This window comes from Paraburkholderia sp. RL17-337-BIB-A, from assembly GCF_046025895.1.
GTDB classification, from domain to species: Bacteria; Pseudomonadota; Gammaproteobacteria; order Burkholderiales; family Burkholderiaceae; genus Paraburkholderia; species Paraburkholderia fungorum_C.
This window is the reverse complement of record NZ_JARESY010000001.1, coordinates 2,769,461-2,785,546: the sequence shown is the minus strand read 5'-3', so window position 1 is coordinate 2,785,546 and position 16,086 is coordinate 2,769,461. Positions and strand designations below refer to the sequence as shown.

10 protein-coding genes and 1 pseudogene are annotated in these 16,086 nt (G+C 63.0%); 9 read left to right on the top strand and 2 right to left on the bottom strand.

The window, feature by feature from the left end; translation table 11 throughout:
• Positions 1–254 precede the first annotated feature (254 nt).
• Positions 255–650: pseudogene (locus P0D84_RS12520) on the bottom strand (transposase); the annotation flags it as partial.
• Positions 651–1,057: 407 nt separating this feature from the next.
• Here P0D84_RS12520 and P0D84_RS12515 point away from each other — a divergent pair.
• From P0D84_RS12515 to truB, 9 genes are all read left to right on the top strand, one after another.
• Positions 1,058–1,960, top strand: a complete 903-nt coding sequence (locus tag P0D84_RS12515; RefSeq protein WP_408336766.1) for a LysR family transcriptional regulator — start codon at positions 1,058–1,060, stop codon at positions 1,958–1,960.
• A 402-nt stretch (positions 1,961–2,362) separates the two neighbouring features.
• Positions 2,363–3,586: a pyridoxal phosphate-dependent aminotransferase gene (locus tag P0D84_RS12510; protein ID WP_408336764.1), complete on the top strand. Its 1,224-nt coding sequence runs from the start codon at positions 2,363–2,365 to the stop codon at positions 3,584–3,586.
• Between the two features lie 358 nt (positions 3,587–3,944).
• Positions 3,945–5,162 (top strand): SMC-Scp complex subunit ScpB, encoded by a 1,218-nt coding sequence (gene scpB, locus P0D84_RS12505; RefSeq protein WP_408336762.1) that lies wholly within the window; start codon positions 3,945–3,947, stop codon positions 5,160–5,162.
• A 64-nt stretch (positions 5,163–5,226) separates the two neighbouring features.
• Positions 5,227–7,140: a 23S rRNA pseudouridine(2605) synthase RluB gene (gene rluB, locus P0D84_RS12500; RefSeq protein ID WP_408336760.1), complete on the top strand. Its 1,914-nt coding sequence runs from the start codon at positions 5,227–5,229 to the stop codon at positions 7,138–7,140.
• 525 nt (positions 7,141–7,665) lie between these two features.
• Complete coding sequence (rimP, locus tag P0D84_RS12495) at positions 7,666–8,124, top strand: ribosome maturation factor RimP (protein ID WP_028199738.1); 459 nt, start codon at positions 7,666–7,668, stop codon at positions 8,122–8,124.
• A complete protein-coding gene (nusA, locus tag P0D84_RS12490) occupies positions 8,121–9,596 on the top strand; it encodes a transcription termination factor NusA (RefSeq protein ID WP_323046785.1) in 1,476 nt (491 codons plus the stop codon). The genes rimP and nusA overlap by 4 nt, the downstream gene beginning before the upstream one ends.
• A 94-nt stretch (positions 9,597–9,690) precedes the next feature.
• Complete coding sequence (gene infB / locus P0D84_RS12485) at positions 9,691–12,651, top strand: translation initiation factor IF-2 (RefSeq protein ID WP_408336758.1); 2,961 nt, start codon at positions 9,691–9,693, stop codon at positions 12,649–12,651.
• Between the two features lie 207 nt (positions 12,652–12,858).
• Positions 12,859–13,224, top strand: a complete 366-nt coding sequence (gene rbfA, locus P0D84_RS12480; protein ID WP_028199735.1) for a 30S ribosome-binding factor RbfA — start codon at positions 12,859–12,861, stop codon at positions 13,222–13,224.
• Between the two features lie 106 nt (positions 13,225–13,330).
• Entirely contained in the window at positions 13,331–14,266 is a 936-nt protein-coding gene (truB, locus tag P0D84_RS12475; protein WP_408336755.1) for a tRNA pseudouridine(55) synthase TruB, read from the top strand.
• Between the two features lie 248 nt (positions 14,267–14,514).
• On the opposite strand, the gene P0D84_RS12470 is transcribed toward truB, so the two are convergent.
• Positions 14,515–16,077 (bottom strand): DHA2 family efflux MFS transporter permease subunit, encoded by a 1,563-nt coding sequence (locus tag P0D84_RS12470; protein ID WP_408336753.1) that lies wholly within the window; start codon positions 16,075–16,077, stop codon positions 14,515–14,517.
• Positions 16,078–16,086 lie beyond the last annotated feature (9 nt).

Genomic DNA, 16,086 nt, shown 5'->3' with positions numbered 1-16,086 from the left:
ACACCATAAGGTATGCCGAGTAGCGAAAGCACGCTGTAAGTAATAGTAAATGGATGTTTCACCGGAAACATCGATCCGCTTCAGGCGTCTGAAGCGGTTTGTAATGAAGTCGGCGAAAGGGGAGGGACGACTACGCTGGGCGCGCCGGGGAGCGGTGCCCATGGTGGGTCGGGTGAGCGTCGACATACGGCGCACGGCGACCCAGACACGCGCCGGGCGCCCGCAGGCGCCCGGCGGCAAAACCATTCACGTCAGGCCATTTTGACCGGCGCGCGCCACGATTCCGGATTGGTCCAGAACGCGCCACGCAGGCGGTCGCGGCTCGGCGGTGCGGGCGGCTTCGCCGCCGTCGCGCCAATGCGGCCGCGCAGCGAAATTTCGCGGCCGCTCGTGCCGAGTCGCTTAACTATTTCGGCGAGCGTACCATCGGCTTGCCATTCGTCGAAGCGACGGCGGCAAGTCGGCGGCGACGGATAGCGGCCCGGCAGCTTGGACCAGCCTTCGCCCGTCGACAGTACCCAAAGCACAGCGTTGACAACCGCGCGTGCTTCCACGCGTGGCCGACCGCGCCGTTCGCTCCGTGCTGGCTCCGCACAGAACAACGCCTCGACCAGCGCCCACTCGTTGTCTCTCAAATCGTCGAACAGCATCATGTTTCACCTCAGCGAAGCTAACTCCGGTGCGCTGCCCCGCGCCGCGCACTCTCCATGCACTCGATAGGCGAGTGCCAAGGGGGTCGGGCTTGCCACGATCTGCTATTCAGTCAGAAGTCATGGCGCCGATCCTGTGTGCATGTAAATGCAGGAAGTGTGCCAAGTTGAGTTCGACTGCCTGAAAGCCCTGTGACAGCGGGCCAGCGCGGGCGCTAGCTAGGGGCGTATGAGAATCCAAAAAACCCATCTCGCAAATCGGGACAATCACCAATCTTGTGCAATCAAGCCCGGCCAGCGTGCGTTTGCGCCTTAATACTGCATTGCAGCGAAGTCGCGAAAACCGCTGTGGTGCGACATTTGGCCATACAATGCGCATCAAATGAGGTAATTGATGAGGTTTGCAGATGAATGTGACGCTGCGTCAGCTAAGGGTTTTCATTGAGGTTGCCCGTTTGCAGAGCTTCAGCCGGGCCGGCGATGAGATCGGTCTGACGCAATCGGCGGTGAGTCGCTGTATACGCGAACTGGAGGGGGAGATCGGTTTGAAACTGATCGACCGCACCACGCGGGAAGTGCAGCTTACGGATGTCGGCGGCAACCTGGTGTCGAGCGTGTCGCGTCTGTTGACAGATCTGGACGACGCGCTGCGCGAGATCCGCGAAATCGGCGAGCAGCGCCGCGGACGTGTGGTCGTGGCCGCGAGCCCGACCATTGCCTGCCGGTTGATGCCTGGCGTGGTGGCGTCGTGCGGACGCCAGTTCCCCTACATCGCCCTGAGTCTGCGCGACGACGTGCAAAGCGACGTGGTGCGCAAGGTGAAGTCGGGCGAAGTCGATTTTGGTGTGATCATCGGCCCGTTTTCCGCCGACGACTTGCTCAGCGAATCGCTGATGACGGATTCGTTTTGCGTCGTTTCGCGCGACGACCATCCCTTGGCGGCGCACCGGCAGGTGGCATGGACGGACCTCGAAGGCCAGCAACTCGTCATGCTCGATTACGCGTCAGGCAGCCGGCCGATCATCGACGCCGTGATGCAGGAGTACGGCGTAAGCGCCACCGTGGTGCAGGAGCTGGGGCATTCCGCGACCGTTTTTGGGCTGGTCGAGGCCGGTGTCGGCGTGAGTGTACTGCCCTGGCTGGCGCTGCCGCTGCCGGCGGGCGCTTCGCTGGTGGCACGGCCGCTCGTGCCGCGCGCCGAGCGGACGGTCGAACTGGTGCGGCGGCGCGATCGCTCGCTGTCGCCGGCGGCGGAGGCGGTGTGGAGCCTGATTCGTCAATTGCCCGCGCGGGCGGAGGATTTGGACTGATGACTCGGGCTAGAGCATAGGTCGTCGGTTCTGCGAGATCGGATTTGTTGCGCTCTGCAGAGCGGTTTTGCCTTGAGCCTTGCCGGTTGGTCGGGTCCGTTGGAGCGGTCACTGCTTGGAGCCTCGACTGTTGGTCGGGTCAGCTGGAGCGGCGACTGCCTTGAGCTTCGCCTGTTGATCGGGTCCACTGAAGCGGTCACTGCCTTGAGCTTCGCCTGTCGATCGGGTCCACTGAAGCGGCCACTGCCTTGAGCCTCGCCCGTTAATCAGATCCACTGAAACGGCCGGCGTCTGATCGCGCCTCGCGAGTCAGTGACTTCATAGTTTCAAAAACATGCGCTGCGCTAAACTGTCGCCTCTTTCAAGCGTCAGCTTTTATCCATTACCCGTCTGGAAGCCTCGATGAGCGAATCGGATTTGCCTGTGCCCTCCATCCCCAACGCGCGCGATGCCGTGCGCGCACTGCGTTCTTCGCAGATCCGTGAAGTCGCGAATGCCGGTTTCGGCGTTGCGGACGTGCTGCCGTTCTGGTTTGGCGAGTCCGACCGGGTGACCCCGGCCTTCATCCGCGACGCCGCCAGTGCGGCGTTGGCGGCCGGCGACACCTTCTATACGCATAACCTGGGCATTGCGCCGCTGCGCGCGGCACTCGCAGGCTACGTGGGCGAGTTGCACGGGACGACCTCGCCCGATCACATCGCGGTGACGAGCGCCGGTGTCAATGCATTGATGCTGGCCGCGCAACTGGTAGTGGGCGCGGGCGACCGCGTTGTCGCAGTAACGCCGCTGTGGCCGAATCTGGTCGAAATTCCCAAGATACTGGGCGCGCATGTGGAAACTGTCGCGCTGGGCTACGGTGAACGCGGCTGGCAACTCGATCTCGAACAGTTGCTGGCAGCGCTGACGCCGGATACGAAGATGCTGCTGATCAATTCGCCGAACAATCCGACCGGCTGGGTGATGAGTCGCGACGAGCAGCGTGCCGTGCTGGCGCATTGCCGTCGCCACGGGATCTGGATCGTCGCCGACGAAGTTTACGAGCGTCTTTATTACGCGGACGCGGAACCCGGCGCGCGCGGCGCCCATTCGCGCACGGCGCCGTCGTTTCTCGATCTGGCCGCGCGCGACGAGCGCGTGATCTGCGTGAACTCGTTTTCCAAGGCGTGGCTGATGACTGGCTGGCGGCTCGGCTGGATCGTCGCGCCGGTCTCGCTGATGGACGATCTGGGCAAGCTGGTCGAATACAACACGTCGTGCGCGCCGGCTTTCGTCCAGCAGGCGGGTATCGCGGCTGTCCAGCACGGCGAGCGCTTCACCCAGGAGCTGGTGCTCGATCTGAAGGCGTCGCGCGACCATCTGGTGCGCTCGCTATCCGCCGTGCCGGGCGTCGACGTAAAGGCCCCGCCCGGGGCCATGTACCTGTTTTTCTCGATGCCGCGTGCGTCACGCAGTCTCGAATTATGCAAGGCCATGGTGCGCGAAGTGGGCCTCGGCGTGGCGCCCGGCAGCGCATTCGGCCCGCAAGGCGAGGGCTTCGTGCGCTGGTGCTACGCCTGCGACACGGCGCGGCTCGACGAGGGTGTCGTGCGTCTGAAGCGGTTTCTGGCGCAACACGGCCTGCGTTGAATGGCGGCGGCGCGCGCGGCGGGGGGGAAGGTCCTGATTTAATGTCCTGTTCCGCTCCGATTCCCGTTCGATTCCGCCAGCCTTGCCTTTTAAGCGGGTGCACTGGGGCAAAGCTGAAAAATGCGCCGGGGATTTCATCTTTACGCACTGATTGTTTTTGCGTAATATAGCGTTCAGTCACGCGATTCCTTTCAGGAATATCGCTGCTCCGTCCGGCTGGGTTTGGCTCGATTGCCTGTTCGCCTCCCCCCGGTGCGTGCTCCCATCAATATGACCGATCAGAATCGGGCGAGCGCGTCTTCAGTTCCACATCGTCTGTTTGATCCGGTTCTTTGACCACAGGGTCTGACCTAGCTGCATGAATACCCAAGAGGCGAAGATCGTCCTCGAGACTGCCTTGATCTGCGCGCAGGAGCCGTTAAAGCTCGTCGATTTGCGCAAGCTCTTTGCCGACGGCGTGTCGGCAGACACTGTTCGGAATTTGCTCGAAGACCTCAAGCAGGATTGGTCTGGGCGCGGTGTGGAGCTGGTCGGGCTGGCGTCGGGCTGGCGATTTCAAAGCAAGCCCGCGATGCGTTCGTACCTGGATCGTTTGCATCCTGAGAAACCGCCGAAATATTCGCGCGCGGTGCTCGAGACGCTGGCGATCATTGCGTACAGGCAACCGGTCACGCGCGGCGATATCGAAGAGATTCGCGGCGTCACGGTGAATACGCAGGTCGTCAAGCAGCTCGAGGATCGTAACTGGATCGAAGTGATCGGCCATCGGGATGTGCCGGGCCGTCCAGCGCTGTACGCGACCACGCGGCAATTTCTCGACGACCTCGGTTTGAAGGCGCTCGACGAACTGCCGCCGCTGGCCGATCCGTCGGCGCAGCTGAACGCGGATCTGCTCGGTCAGCATGCGATCGAATTTTCCGAGGTCGAAGCCGCACAGGCCTTGGCATTGGGCGAAGAGGGCGTGCTCGGCGAGCCGTTGGAATTAGCCGTAGGCGAGGCAGCCACTGAAGCGGGCGTATCGCTCGGCGAGCCTGCCAATGGTGGTCACGTTGAGGAAGCCGGCGTGACAGCAGGAACGGAAATCGCTGGCGAACACGGTGAAGAGCACGAGGCGCCGCTCGATCAAACGCGCCACGCGGAGTCCGCTGAGGCACACGGGGCAGCAGAAACAAATGAGGCCGCTGACCCAGCCGAGGCCACGCATGAGGCGGCTGAACCGGCGGAGGCAACGCATGAAGCGGCTGGACCAGCCGAGGCGGCGCATGGCGCAACGAATGTCGCGCCGGCAGCCGAGGCGCATCGGGATGCTGTGGCAGCCCCGGCTGTGCAAGGACATGTTGAACCGCGGGCCGGCGCCGCCGAGCCCGCACTGAATCACGATCCACTGAATCACGATCCGGTCTCCCAGGCCGATCCGGCAACACCCGCGCACGACTCGGGCGCACTCCGCGATACGGAGCGCGCCGCCGAGCCGAACCCGACCACGGCGGCGCACGGCGATCATGAAGATCGTCGCGATGCCGCACAGGACGCAGGCATTCTGACCGACGACGAACCCGAGTCGCGCAGCGCCTGACGTAACCGAACTTTTTTTGCCGCGCCCGCAATGGGCGCGCGCGACCTGACACTTTGAGGTTGTTTTGACACATACCCACGACACCGATTCGTCCGAATCCGAGCGCGCCGTGCCGTCGGCGCGCGCCGACGAAGCGCGCACCACGCAAGCGTCGGCAGGCGAGAGCGAACGCCCGGCGCAGACCACGGAAGCAGACGGCGAAGACCGTCCGCGCCGCGGCCTGCGTCGCGGACCGCGCAGCCTGATCGCGCGGCGCCGCGCCGGAGCGAAGACGAAGGGCGCCGAAGGCGCGCCCGCGCAAGGCGCGCCGGTCGTTACCGAAGCGCCGCCAGACGGCGAGGTGGTCGCGCAGGTGCGCGTGCCGCGCAAGGATGCAGGCGCCAAGGGTCAAGGCTCGCGCCGCAATGCGGGCGGCGCGAAGCGCGAAGGTGGTCAACGGGAAGGCGCACCTCGCGAAGGTCAGCGTGATGGCGCGCCCCGTGAGCGTCAACCGCGCGAGGGCGGTCAGCGTCAGAACCGCCGTGGCGCTGAAGCGCCCGTGGTTGCGACGGCAACCGAGGCGAGCCCGGACGACCTGTTCTCGTATGTCACTTCGCCCGCCTTCGATGCGGACAACAGCGCCACCGGCGGCGTGCGTGCCCCGATGCTGCGCCGAGGCAAGCCGGCCGCGCCCAAGCGTGTCCTCGCCGCTGACGACGACGCGCCGAAGCTGCACAAAGTGCTGGCCGAAGCCGGCATGGGTTCGCGCCGCGACATGGAAGAACTGATCGTTGCCGGCCGCGTGTCGGTGAACGGCGAGCCGGCCCACATCGGCCAACGCATCATGCCGACCGACCAGGTTCGCATCAATGGCAAACCGGTCAAGCGCAAGCTGGCCAACAAGCCGCCGCGTGTGCTGCTGTATCACAAACCGACCGGCGAAATCGTCAGTCATGCCGATCCGGAAGGCCGCCCGTCGGTGTTCGACAAGCTGCCGCCCATGAAGACCGCCAAGTGGCTCGCGGTCGGCCGCCTCGACTTCAACACAGAAGGTCTGCTGATGCTGACCACTTCGGGCGATCTGGCAAACCGTTTCATGCATCCGCGTTACAGCGTCGAGCGTGAATATGCAGTGCGCGTGGTCGGCGAACTGGCTGAAGGCATGCGTCAGAAGCTGTTGCACGGCGTCGAGCTGGAAGACGGCCCGGCGAATTTCCTGCGCATCCGCGACGGCGGGGGCGAGGGCACTAATCATTGGTATCACGTCGCGCTCGCCGAAGGGCGTAATCGTGAAGTGCGCCGCATGTTCGAAGCAGCCGGCCTGATGGTCAGCCGCCTGATCCGCACGCGTCACGGCCCGATCTCGCTGCCCAAGGGCCTGAAGCGCGGTCGTTGGGAAGAACTTGAAGACAATCAGGTGCGCGCGCTGATGGCGTCGGTCGGCCTGAAGGCGCCGTCGGAAGAAAAGGGCAGCCGCAGAGAGGCGCCGGAGCGCAAGCAGCCGGATCCGATGCAAACGTCGATGGGCTTCATCAGCCGCGAACCGGTGCTGATGTCGCATGGCCGCTTCGATCAGCAGCAGCCGCGCGGTCAAGGCCGTCGTGGCGCGACGGGCGGTGGCTTCAGTGGCGGTGCGGGCGGCGCGGGTGGTGGTTTTGGCGGCGGTGGCGGCTACGGTAGCCGCGGCGCTGGACGTGGCGCCGGTGGCTTTAGCGGCCCGATGAGCGGCGGTGGCGGCAGCACGGGCGGCCCGCGTGGCGGGCGTGGTGACGTCGACGGCAATCGCGCGCCGTCGGGCAATGGCAATCGTGCGGCCGGCGGCGGCAAACGCGCTGGCGGTCTCGGCGGCCCTGCCGGCAATCCGGGCAATGGCGGCGGTAGCCGCGGGCCGGGCGGCAATCGTGGTGGTAACGCCAATCGTGCCGGCGGCGGCAACGCCAACGCGGGCGGCGCCAATCGCGGTGGCGGCGCGCCGCGCGGCCGCTCGCGTGGCCGTTAAGCAGCAAGTGCAATATGCATGGCGATGGCGGGGCGCTAATCGTTATCCCACGATCAACGTCTCGCCGCCGTCAGAATCGATCGACAAGCGCCGCGGGTTTCATGCAACGCATAAAACCGCGGCGTGCGTATAAGTAGGGGCAGAGTTTCTCGGCTCCGCTTGTCCGACGCGAGCTCAAGGCGCCGCAAGCCGCTTTGCAAAAGGCCCGGAGCGCCGCAATATCGTCGAAAGATTGCCATGAAATCAAGCGGAAATGCGCTTCGCGCGGCGTTCTGCGGTTTGCGTTTGTCCCGAAAAATGGCTACAATCGCGAAGTCGCTGGGCGTGCGGCTTTTTCATGTGCGGCTCAGGTGCGACCACCGGTAATAAGATGATGGGCGTTTAGCCCATTTTTTTTTGCCGCTCAGTTCTCAGTGGTTCGGCATCTCGGGTAGCACGAACGTGCGCCGGCTTGGCGCGCGGCCCGCATTGGTGTTTGCAGACAAACCCGGCAGGTCTCGCCGCGCGAACATCTTAGAGGGCACTGTGCAACTGACGGAACTGATTGAAACCACGGTCGTGGGACTCGGCTACGAGCTCGTCGATCTCGAGCGCACCGGGCGCGGCATGTTGTGTATTTATATCGACCAGCCGGCCGGCATCGCGATCGAAGACTGCGAGAAGGTCACGCGTCAGCTCCAGCACGTTCTGACGGTCGAAAATATCGATTATGAGCGGCTTGAAGTATCGTCGCCGGGACTCGACCGCCCGCTGAAGAAACTGGCGGATTTCGAACGCTTCGCAGGCAGCGAAGTGGTAATCACATTGAAAAAGCCATTGGACGGACGGAAATCGTACCGGGGCATCCTGCATGCTCCGCAAGGCGAGACGATCGGTCTGGAATTTGAAGGGAAGGAAGGCGCCGCGATGCTCGATTTCACCGTCGCGGATATCGACAAGGCACGCCTCGTTCCGAAAGTTGACTTTAGGAGCCGCAAACAATGAGTCGCGAAGTGTTGATGCTGGTGGATGCGCTGGCACGCGAGAAGAACGTCGATAAAGACGTGGTATTTGCCGCGCTCGAGGCGGCCCTCGCTTCGGCCTCCAAGAAACTCTTCGAAGAAGACGCGGACATCCGCGTCCAGATCGACCGTGAAAGCGGCGAGCACGAAACGTTTCGCCGCTGGAAAGTGGTGCCGGACGAAGCCGGCCTGCAGGAGCCGGATCAGGAAATTCTGCTGTTCGAAGCACGCGAACAGAAGCCGGAAATCCAGCTCGACGAGTTCATCGAAGAACCGGTGCCGTCGATCGAATTCGGCCGTATCGGCGCGCAGGCCGCCAAGCAGGTGATCCTGCAGAAAGTGCGTGACGCGGAACGCGAACAGATCCTGAACGACTTTCTCGAGCGCGGCGAGCACATCATGACCGGCTCGGTGAAGCGCCTGGATAAGGGCAACTTCATCGTCGAAACCGGCCGTGTCGAAGCGCTGCTGCGCCGCGACCAGCTGATTCCGAAGGAAAACCTGCGCGTGGGCGACCGCGTGCGCGCCTATATCGCCAAGGTCGATCGCACCGCACGCGGTCCGCAGATCGAGCTGTCGCGTACGGCGCCCGAATTCCTGATGAAGCTGTTCGAAATGGAAGTGCCGGAAATCGAACAGGGCCTGCTGGAAATCAAGGCGGCTGCCCGCGATCCGGGCGTGCGCGCCAAGATCGGCGTGATCGCTTACGACAAGCGCATCGATCCGATCGGCACGTGTGTCGGTATCCGCGGTTCGCGTGTACAGGCTGTGCGTAACGAGCTCGGTGGCGAAAACGTCGACATCGTGCTATGGTCGGAGGATCCCGCACAGTTTGTGATCGGCGCGCTCGCGCCGGCAGCTGTCCAGTCGATCGTCGTCGATGAAGAAAAACATTCGATGGACGTCGTCGTAGACGAAAATGAACTGGCGGTCGCGATCGGCCGTAGCGGCCAGAACGTGCGTCTTGCCAGCGAACTCACCGGCTGGCAGATCAACATCATGACGCCGGACGAATCTGCGCAAAAGCAGAATCAGGAGCGCGGTGTATTGCGTGACCTGTTCATGGCGCGTCTCGATGTCGACGAAGAAGTGGCCGACATCCTGATCGACGAAGGTTTTACGAGCCTCGAAGAGATCGCCTATGTGCCGCTCAACGAGATGCTCGAGATCGAAGCATTCGACGAAGACACCGTTCACGAACTGCGTAATCGCTCGCGCGATGCGTTGTTGACACAGGCGATCGCGAATGAAGAAAAGGTCGAGAATGTTGCACTCGACCTGAAGAGTCTGGACGGCATGGATGCCGACCTGCTCGCCAAGCTTGCCGAACATCAGATCCAGACGCGCGACGAACTCGCCGAGCTGGCTGTGGATGAACTGGTCGAGATGACCGGAATGGAAGAGGATGCCGCTAAGGCGTTGATCATGAAAGCACGTGAACACTGGTTCCAGTGAGAAATGACCATGGCGCACTAAATTGAACGCGGCCGTTAGGCCGCATGACAAGATGCTAACCGCAAGGAATCGGTCCTTGCATTAAGAGGAATGAATGGCGAGTAACAACGTAGCCCAATTTGCCGCGGAACTGAAAATGCCTGCAGGCGTGCTCCTTGAGCAGCTTCAGGCAGCAGGCGTCACTAAAGCGAGCGAAGACGACAGCTTGTCCGAAACGGACAAGGCGCGTCTGCTCGACCACTTGCGCAAGTCTCACGGCTCGACTGATGCGGACAAGCGCAAGATCACGCTGACAAAACGGCACACGTCGGAGATCAAGCAATCCGACGCGACGGGCAAAGCTCGCACCATTCAGGTCGAGGTGCGCAAGAAGCGCACTTTCGTCCGCCGCGACGAATCCGCCGCTGAAGGCGGCGATGCATCGAATCATGTGGCCGAGGCCGACGTCGACGATCTCGAACTCCAGCGTCGTGAAGAGGAAGCTCGTCACGAAGCCGAGCTGCTCGAAAAGCAGGCTCAGGAGTTGAAGGCGCGTCAGGAGCAGCTCGAACGCGAAGAAGCCGAGCGTCAGGCGCGCGAGCAGGCTGCTGAAGCCGAGCGCCGTCGTGCGGAAGAAGAAGCGGCGAAGAAGCGGGCGGCGGCTGAAGCGGCTGCTCGCGAGCAGGCTCAGGCTGCGAAGCCGGCGCAGGCTGCCCAGCCGGCAGCGAAGGCTGAACCGGTGGCGGCCAAGGCGGCGGAGCCTGCGGTTGCCAAGGAAAGCGAACAGGACGACGCGCGCGCTGCGGCAGAACGTGCGGCACAACGCGAAGCGGCGAAGAAAGCGGAAGACGCAGCGCGTCAGGCCGCCGAGAAAACGCGTGCCGAGCAGGAAGAAATCAGCAAGCGCCGTGCGGCGGCAGAAGCCGAAGCGCGTGCGATTCGCGAAATGATGAACACGCCGCGCAAGGCGCAGGTCAAGGCGCCGGAGCCGGCACCGAAGCCCGCTGAGCCGCCGGTCAAGGCCGCGGAAGCCAAGGGCACGCTGCACAAGCCGGCGCGTCCGGCGGGTGAAGCACCGGCACGTCCGGCAGCCAAGAAGCCGGCCGCCGCGGCACCGGCTGCAACAACCACGCCGTCCGCCGGCGACAAGAAGAAGCCGGGCGGTGGCAAGGGCGGCTGGCAGGACGACGCAGCGAAGCGCCGCGGTATCAAGACGCGTGGCGATACGAGCGGCGGTGTGGATCGCGGCTGGCGCGGCGGCCCGAAGGGGCGCGGCAAGCATCAGGATCAGAACACCACGTTCCAGGCACCGACCGAACCGATCGTGCGCGAAGTGCACGTGCCGGAAACCATCACGGTCGCCGATCTGGCGCACAAGATGGCGGTGAAGGCCTCGGAAGTCATCAAGTCGATGATGAAGCTCGGCCAGATGGTCACGATCAACCAGATGCTGGACCAGGAAACGGCGATGATCATCGTCGAGGAACTGGGCCACCACGCGGTTGCGGCCAAGCTGGACGATCCGGAAGCCATGCTGGTCGAAGGCGAAATCACGGACGCAGAAGCGCTGCCGCGTCCGCCGGTCGTCACGGTCATGGGTCACGTCGACCACGGCAAGACGTCGCTGCTCGACTACATTCGCCGCGCCAAGGTGGCAGCGGGTGAAGCGGGCGGGATCACGCAGCACATCGGCGCCTATCACGTCGAAACGCCGCGCGGGGTCATCACGTTCCTCGATACGCCGGGCCACGAAGCATTTACGGCCATGCGTGCTCGTGGTGCGAAGGCAACCGACATCGTGATTCTGGTGGTCGCAGCCGACGACGGCGTGATGCCGCAAACGAAGGAAGCGATTGCCCACGCGAAGGCAGGTGGCGTGCCGCTCGTCGTCGCGATCAACAAGATCGACAAGCCGGATGCGAATCCGGACCGCGTGAAGCAGGAACTCGTCGCGGAAGGCGTCGTGCCGGAAGAATACGGTGGCGATTCGCCGTTCGTGTCGGTGTCGGCGAAAACCGGCGCGGGTATCGACGAACTGCTGGAAAACGTGCTGCTGCAAGCCGAAGTGCTGGAACTGAAGGCACCGGTCGAAGCGCCGGCCAAGGGTCTCGTTATTGAAGCGAAGCTCGATAAGGGTAAGGGTCCGGTTGCAACGATCCTGGTCCAGTCGGGTACGCTTAACCGCGGCGACGTGGTGCTGGCTGGTAGCGCTTACGGTCGTGTGCGAGCCATGCTCGACGAAACCGGCAAGCCGACCAAGTCGGCAGGCCCGTCGATCCCGGTTGAGATTCAAGGTCTGTCGGAAGTGCCGCAAGCAGGCGAAGAAGTCATCGTCATGCCGGACGACCGCAAGGCGCGTGAAGTTGCGCTGTTCCGTCAAGGCAAGTTCCGCGACGTCAAGCTGGCCAAGCAACAGGCCGCGAAGCTCGAGAACATGCTGGAACAGATGGGCGAAGGCGAAGTCGCGTACATGCCGCTCATCGTCAAGGCCGACGTGCAAGGTTCGCAGGAAGCTTTGGTGCAGTCGCTGCTCAAGCTGTCGACCGACGAAGTTCGCGTGCAGATCGTGCACGGCGCAGTGGGTGGTATCAGCGAGTCGGACGTCAACCTGGCGACGGCTTCGAAGGCGGTCATCATCGGCTTCAACACCCGTGCGGATGCACAGGCGCGCAAGCTGGCGGAAAGCAACGGTGTCGATATTCGCTACTACAACATCATCTATGACGCAGTGGATGAAGTGAAGGCCGCGATGTCGGGCATGCTGGCACCGGAGAAGCGCGAAGTCGTGACGGGTACGGTCGAAGTGCGTCAGGTCTTCAAGGTGCCGAAGATCGGCGCGGTGGCCGGCTGTATGGTCACGGACGGTTTCGTCAAGCGCTCGTCGTCGGTGCGCGTGTTGCGCAACAACGTCGTCATCTTCACGGGCGAGCTCGATTCGCTCAAGCGCTTCAAGGACGACGTCAAGGAAGTCCGTCAGGGCTTCGAGTGCGGTATGTCGATCAAGAACTTCAACGATATCGTCGAAGGCGATCAGTTCGAAGTCTTCGAGGTGACCGAAGTCGCGCGTACGCTGTAATTCACGCGGCACGGCTAAAACGGGCGGAGCGGGCTTTAACGCCCGCTCCGCCCGTTGTTTTTGGGCCGGCGCGTTTGTCGCGCATAGCGCGCCCGCGCGGCGGTTTAGCGTTGCTATCGGGCCGCTTGCATGCCGCTCACATAGCGACCGCCGCAGCTGTCGCGCGAACAACTTTTTGCATCCGTTTGAACGGATCACACAATCACCATGCCTAAAAAACGTTCTTCTCCCAATCGCAACGTGCAGATCGCCGATCAGATCCAGCGCGACCTGTCCGAGCTGCTGCGCGAGGTCAAGGATCCGCGCATCGGCCTCGTCACGATTCAAAGCGTCGAGCTGACGCCCGACTACGCGCACGCGAAGGTTTACTTCACGACGCTGACCGGCGACCCGCAACAGACACTCGAAGCGCTCCAGCACGCGGCCGGCCATCTGCACAACCAGCTGTTCAAGCGACTGCACATCCATACCGTGCCGACGCTGCATTTCCACTACGACCAAACGATCGAACGGGCCGTTGAAATGTCCCGTCTGATCGACGAGGCGAACGCCAATCGCGCGAAAGAAGACTGAGCGCGCCGCTATCCGTGTTCCTCGCCGCAATGTCTCAGTCGCAATTGTTCAGTTGCCACTCGTTTAGCGCTGTTTCCGTACCCTTCGAAGACTCTGTCTTTCTGACATGACCGCACCTCAACGCCCCCGCGTGCCGCGTCGCGCGCTCGATGGCGTGCTGCTGCTCGACAAGCCGCTCGGCCTGTCGAGCAACGACGCGCTGATTCGCGCGAAGCGTCTCTATCTGGCGAAAAAGGCGGGCCACACCGGCACGCTCGATCCCCTCGCCACGGGTCTTTTGCCGCTGTGTTTCGGCGAAGCCACCAAGTTTTCGCAAGATCTGCTCGAAGCCGACAAGACCTATGAGGCGACCATGCGCCTCGGCATCCGCACGACCACCGGCGACGCCGAAGGCGAAGCGATCGACACGCGCGACGTGACGTGCGATCAGGCGGCGGTTCAGGCGGCCATGCAGAAATTTCTCGGCGACATCGTTCAGGTCCCGCCGATGTATTCGGCGCTCAAGCGCGACGGCAAGCCGCTGTACGAATACGCGCGCGCTGGCCAGACCGTCGAGCGCGAAGGGCGTCAGGTGACGATTCACGCGCTCGACATGTTGGCCTGTGCATTGCCCGACGTGACGTTTCGCGTGACATGCAGCAAGGGCACCTATGTGCGCACGCTCGCCGAAGATATTGGGGAAGCGCTCGGGTGTGGCGCACATCTGGTCGCGCTGCGGCGTACCGGTGTCGGCGCGCTGACGCTTGCGAATTCGGTGACGCTCGATGCGTTGTCCGACGCGACGGAAAGCGAGCGCGATACGTGGCTGCAGCCGGTCGACGCATTGCTGTCCACGTTCCCGCTCGTCAAGCTGGATGAAGACGCGACGCGCCGCTTTCTGCACGGACAACGTCTGAAGCTCTCCGAGTTGACCATCGCCGGTGACGCGGTGAATGCGCCGCGCGTGCGCGTGTATGCAGCGGACGGGCGTCTGCTTGGCGTCGCGAAGCAAGGTGAGGGTGTATTGGCGCCGGAACGAATCGTGGTTACAGCCACGAACTAGCGTGCAAATTCAGCGCCGTCACGGCAGCGAGCTGGGCCAAAAATCGGTATCGTGGCCGCTACGAGGTCATTAGTATCGCCGTGGCATCAAGCCGGATGGGCATCGACGCCGTCACCGAAGTAAGCGAAGCCGAATCATCGTCGGCAACAACAAAAAAGGCGGGACCGCTCAACAGCGGCTCCGCCTTTTTCACATCCAACGTCTAGCCCGCGTCGCGGACTAAGCGTCCCGAACTAAAGTGCGAAATCTCAATGCGCCGCCGCGGCCGCCGCGCCCGCATCACCGCCGGCACGTTCCGGCCTGGTAATCCAGATCAGCGCAATCAGCGCGACGAAGATCCCGGCCGAGACAAAGAACAGATCGTTCACACCCAACTGCGCGGCCTGCTGCGTGGCCATCGTGTTGAAGAGGCCATAAGCTTGCGGCTGACTGAAGCCCGCTGCGCCCATCTGCCGGATCGACTGATCGAACACCGGATTGTACGCATTCGCCTGCACGGCCAATTGCGCGTGATGCATGATGGTGCGGTGATCCCACGCCGTCTGGAAGATCGACGTACCGATACCGCCACACATGATCCGCACGAAATTCGACAGACCCGACGCCGCCGGAATCCGGTTACCCGGCAAACCCGACAGCGTGATCGACACCAGCGGAATAAAGAACCCGGCCATGCCGATGCCTTGAATCAGCGTCGGCAGCAGCAGCGAATAAGTATCGACGCCGGTCGTATAGCGCGAGCGCATCCAGAAACACAGCGCGAATATGAGGAACGATAAGGTCGCGATATAGCGTGGATCGGTGCGCGGTAAAACCTTGCCGGTGATCGGCGACAGCAGGACCGCAAACAGGCCCACAGGCGCCATTACCAGCCCCGCTTCCGTCGCGGTGTAACCGATATCGGTTTGCAGCCACAGCGGTAGCAGCACCAGATTGCCGAAGTAGAGACCGTAGCCGATCGAAAGCGCGATCGTGCCGCCAGTGAAATTGCGGCGGCTGAAGAGCGACAGATCGACCACCGGATGCTCAGCCGTCAATTCCCACACGATAAAAAACGCGAGCGAAATCACCGCGACCAGCGCCAGCACGACAATCGTCGTCGACGAAAACCAGTCGAGATCCTTACCTTTGTCCAGCATCACCTGCAACGAGCCGACCCAGAGGATCAGCAGGCCGAGCCCGACGCCGTCGATCGGTGCCTTCTTGATGACCGAATCGCGGTTGCGGAAGATTGTCCATGTTGCCACGGCGGCGATCGCACCGACCGGAATGTTGACGTAGAAAATCCACGGCCACGAGATGTTGTCCGAGATCCAGCCGCCGAGAATCGGGCCCGCCACCGGTGCGATCAGCGTGGTCATCGCCCACATCGACAAAGCCATCGGCGCCTTTGCGCGTGGATAACTCGCGAGCAGCAGGGTTTGCGAAAGCGGAATCATCGGGCCGGCCACGGCGCCTTGCAGCACGCGCGAGGCAAGCAGGAACGGCAGGGTGGGCGCGAGGCCGCACATCCACGACGAGATCACGAACAGGATGATCGATGCCATGAACAGGCGCACCTGGCCGATACGCTCGGTGAGCCAGCCGGTCAGCGGCACGGAGATCGCGTTCGCGACCGCGAACGATGTGATCACCCACGTGCCCTGGTCGGACGACACACCGAGGTCGCCCGAAATGGACGGGATCGACACGTTTGCAATCGACGTGTCGAGCACGTTCATGAACACCGCGAGCGACACCGCGATGGTGCCGATCACCAGTTGCGCGCCCTCGAGCGGCGGATGAGGGACTTGCGCCTGAACCTGAGACATTAAAAAAAC

Excerpts from the sequence above, each read along its gene's own strand:
- rbfA (WP_028199735.1), top strand. The coding sequence starts at position 12,859 with ATGCCTAAAAAACGTTCTTCTCCCAATCGCAACGTGCAGATCGCCGAT.
- scpB (WP_408336762.1), top strand. The coding sequence starts at position 3,945 with ATGAATACCCAAGAGGCGAAGATCGTCCTCGAGACTGCCTTGATCTGC.
- truB (WP_408336755.1), top strand. The coding sequence starts at position 13,331 with ATGACCGCACCTCAACGCCCCCGCGTGCCGCGTCGCGCGCTCGATGGC.
- infB (WP_408336758.1), top strand. The coding sequence starts at position 9,691 with ATGGCGAGTAACAACGTAGCCCAATTTGCCGCGGAACTGAAAATGCCT.
- nusA (WP_323046785.1), top strand. The coding sequence starts at position 8,121 with ATGAGTCGCGAAGTGTTGATGCTGGTGGATGCGCTGGCACGCGAGAAG.
- P0D84_RS12515 (WP_408336766.1), top strand. The coding sequence starts at position 1,058 with ATGAATGTGACGCTGCGTCAGCTAAGGGTTTTCATTGAGGTTGCCCGT.
- P0D84_RS12510 (WP_408336764.1), top strand. The coding sequence starts at position 2,363 with ATGAGCGAATCGGATTTGCCTGTGCCCTCCATCCCCAACGCGCGCGAT.
- P0D84_RS12470 (WP_408336753.1), bottom strand. The coding sequence starts at position 16,077 with ATGTCTCAGGTTCAGGCGCAAGTCCCTCATCCGCCGCTCGAGGGCGCG.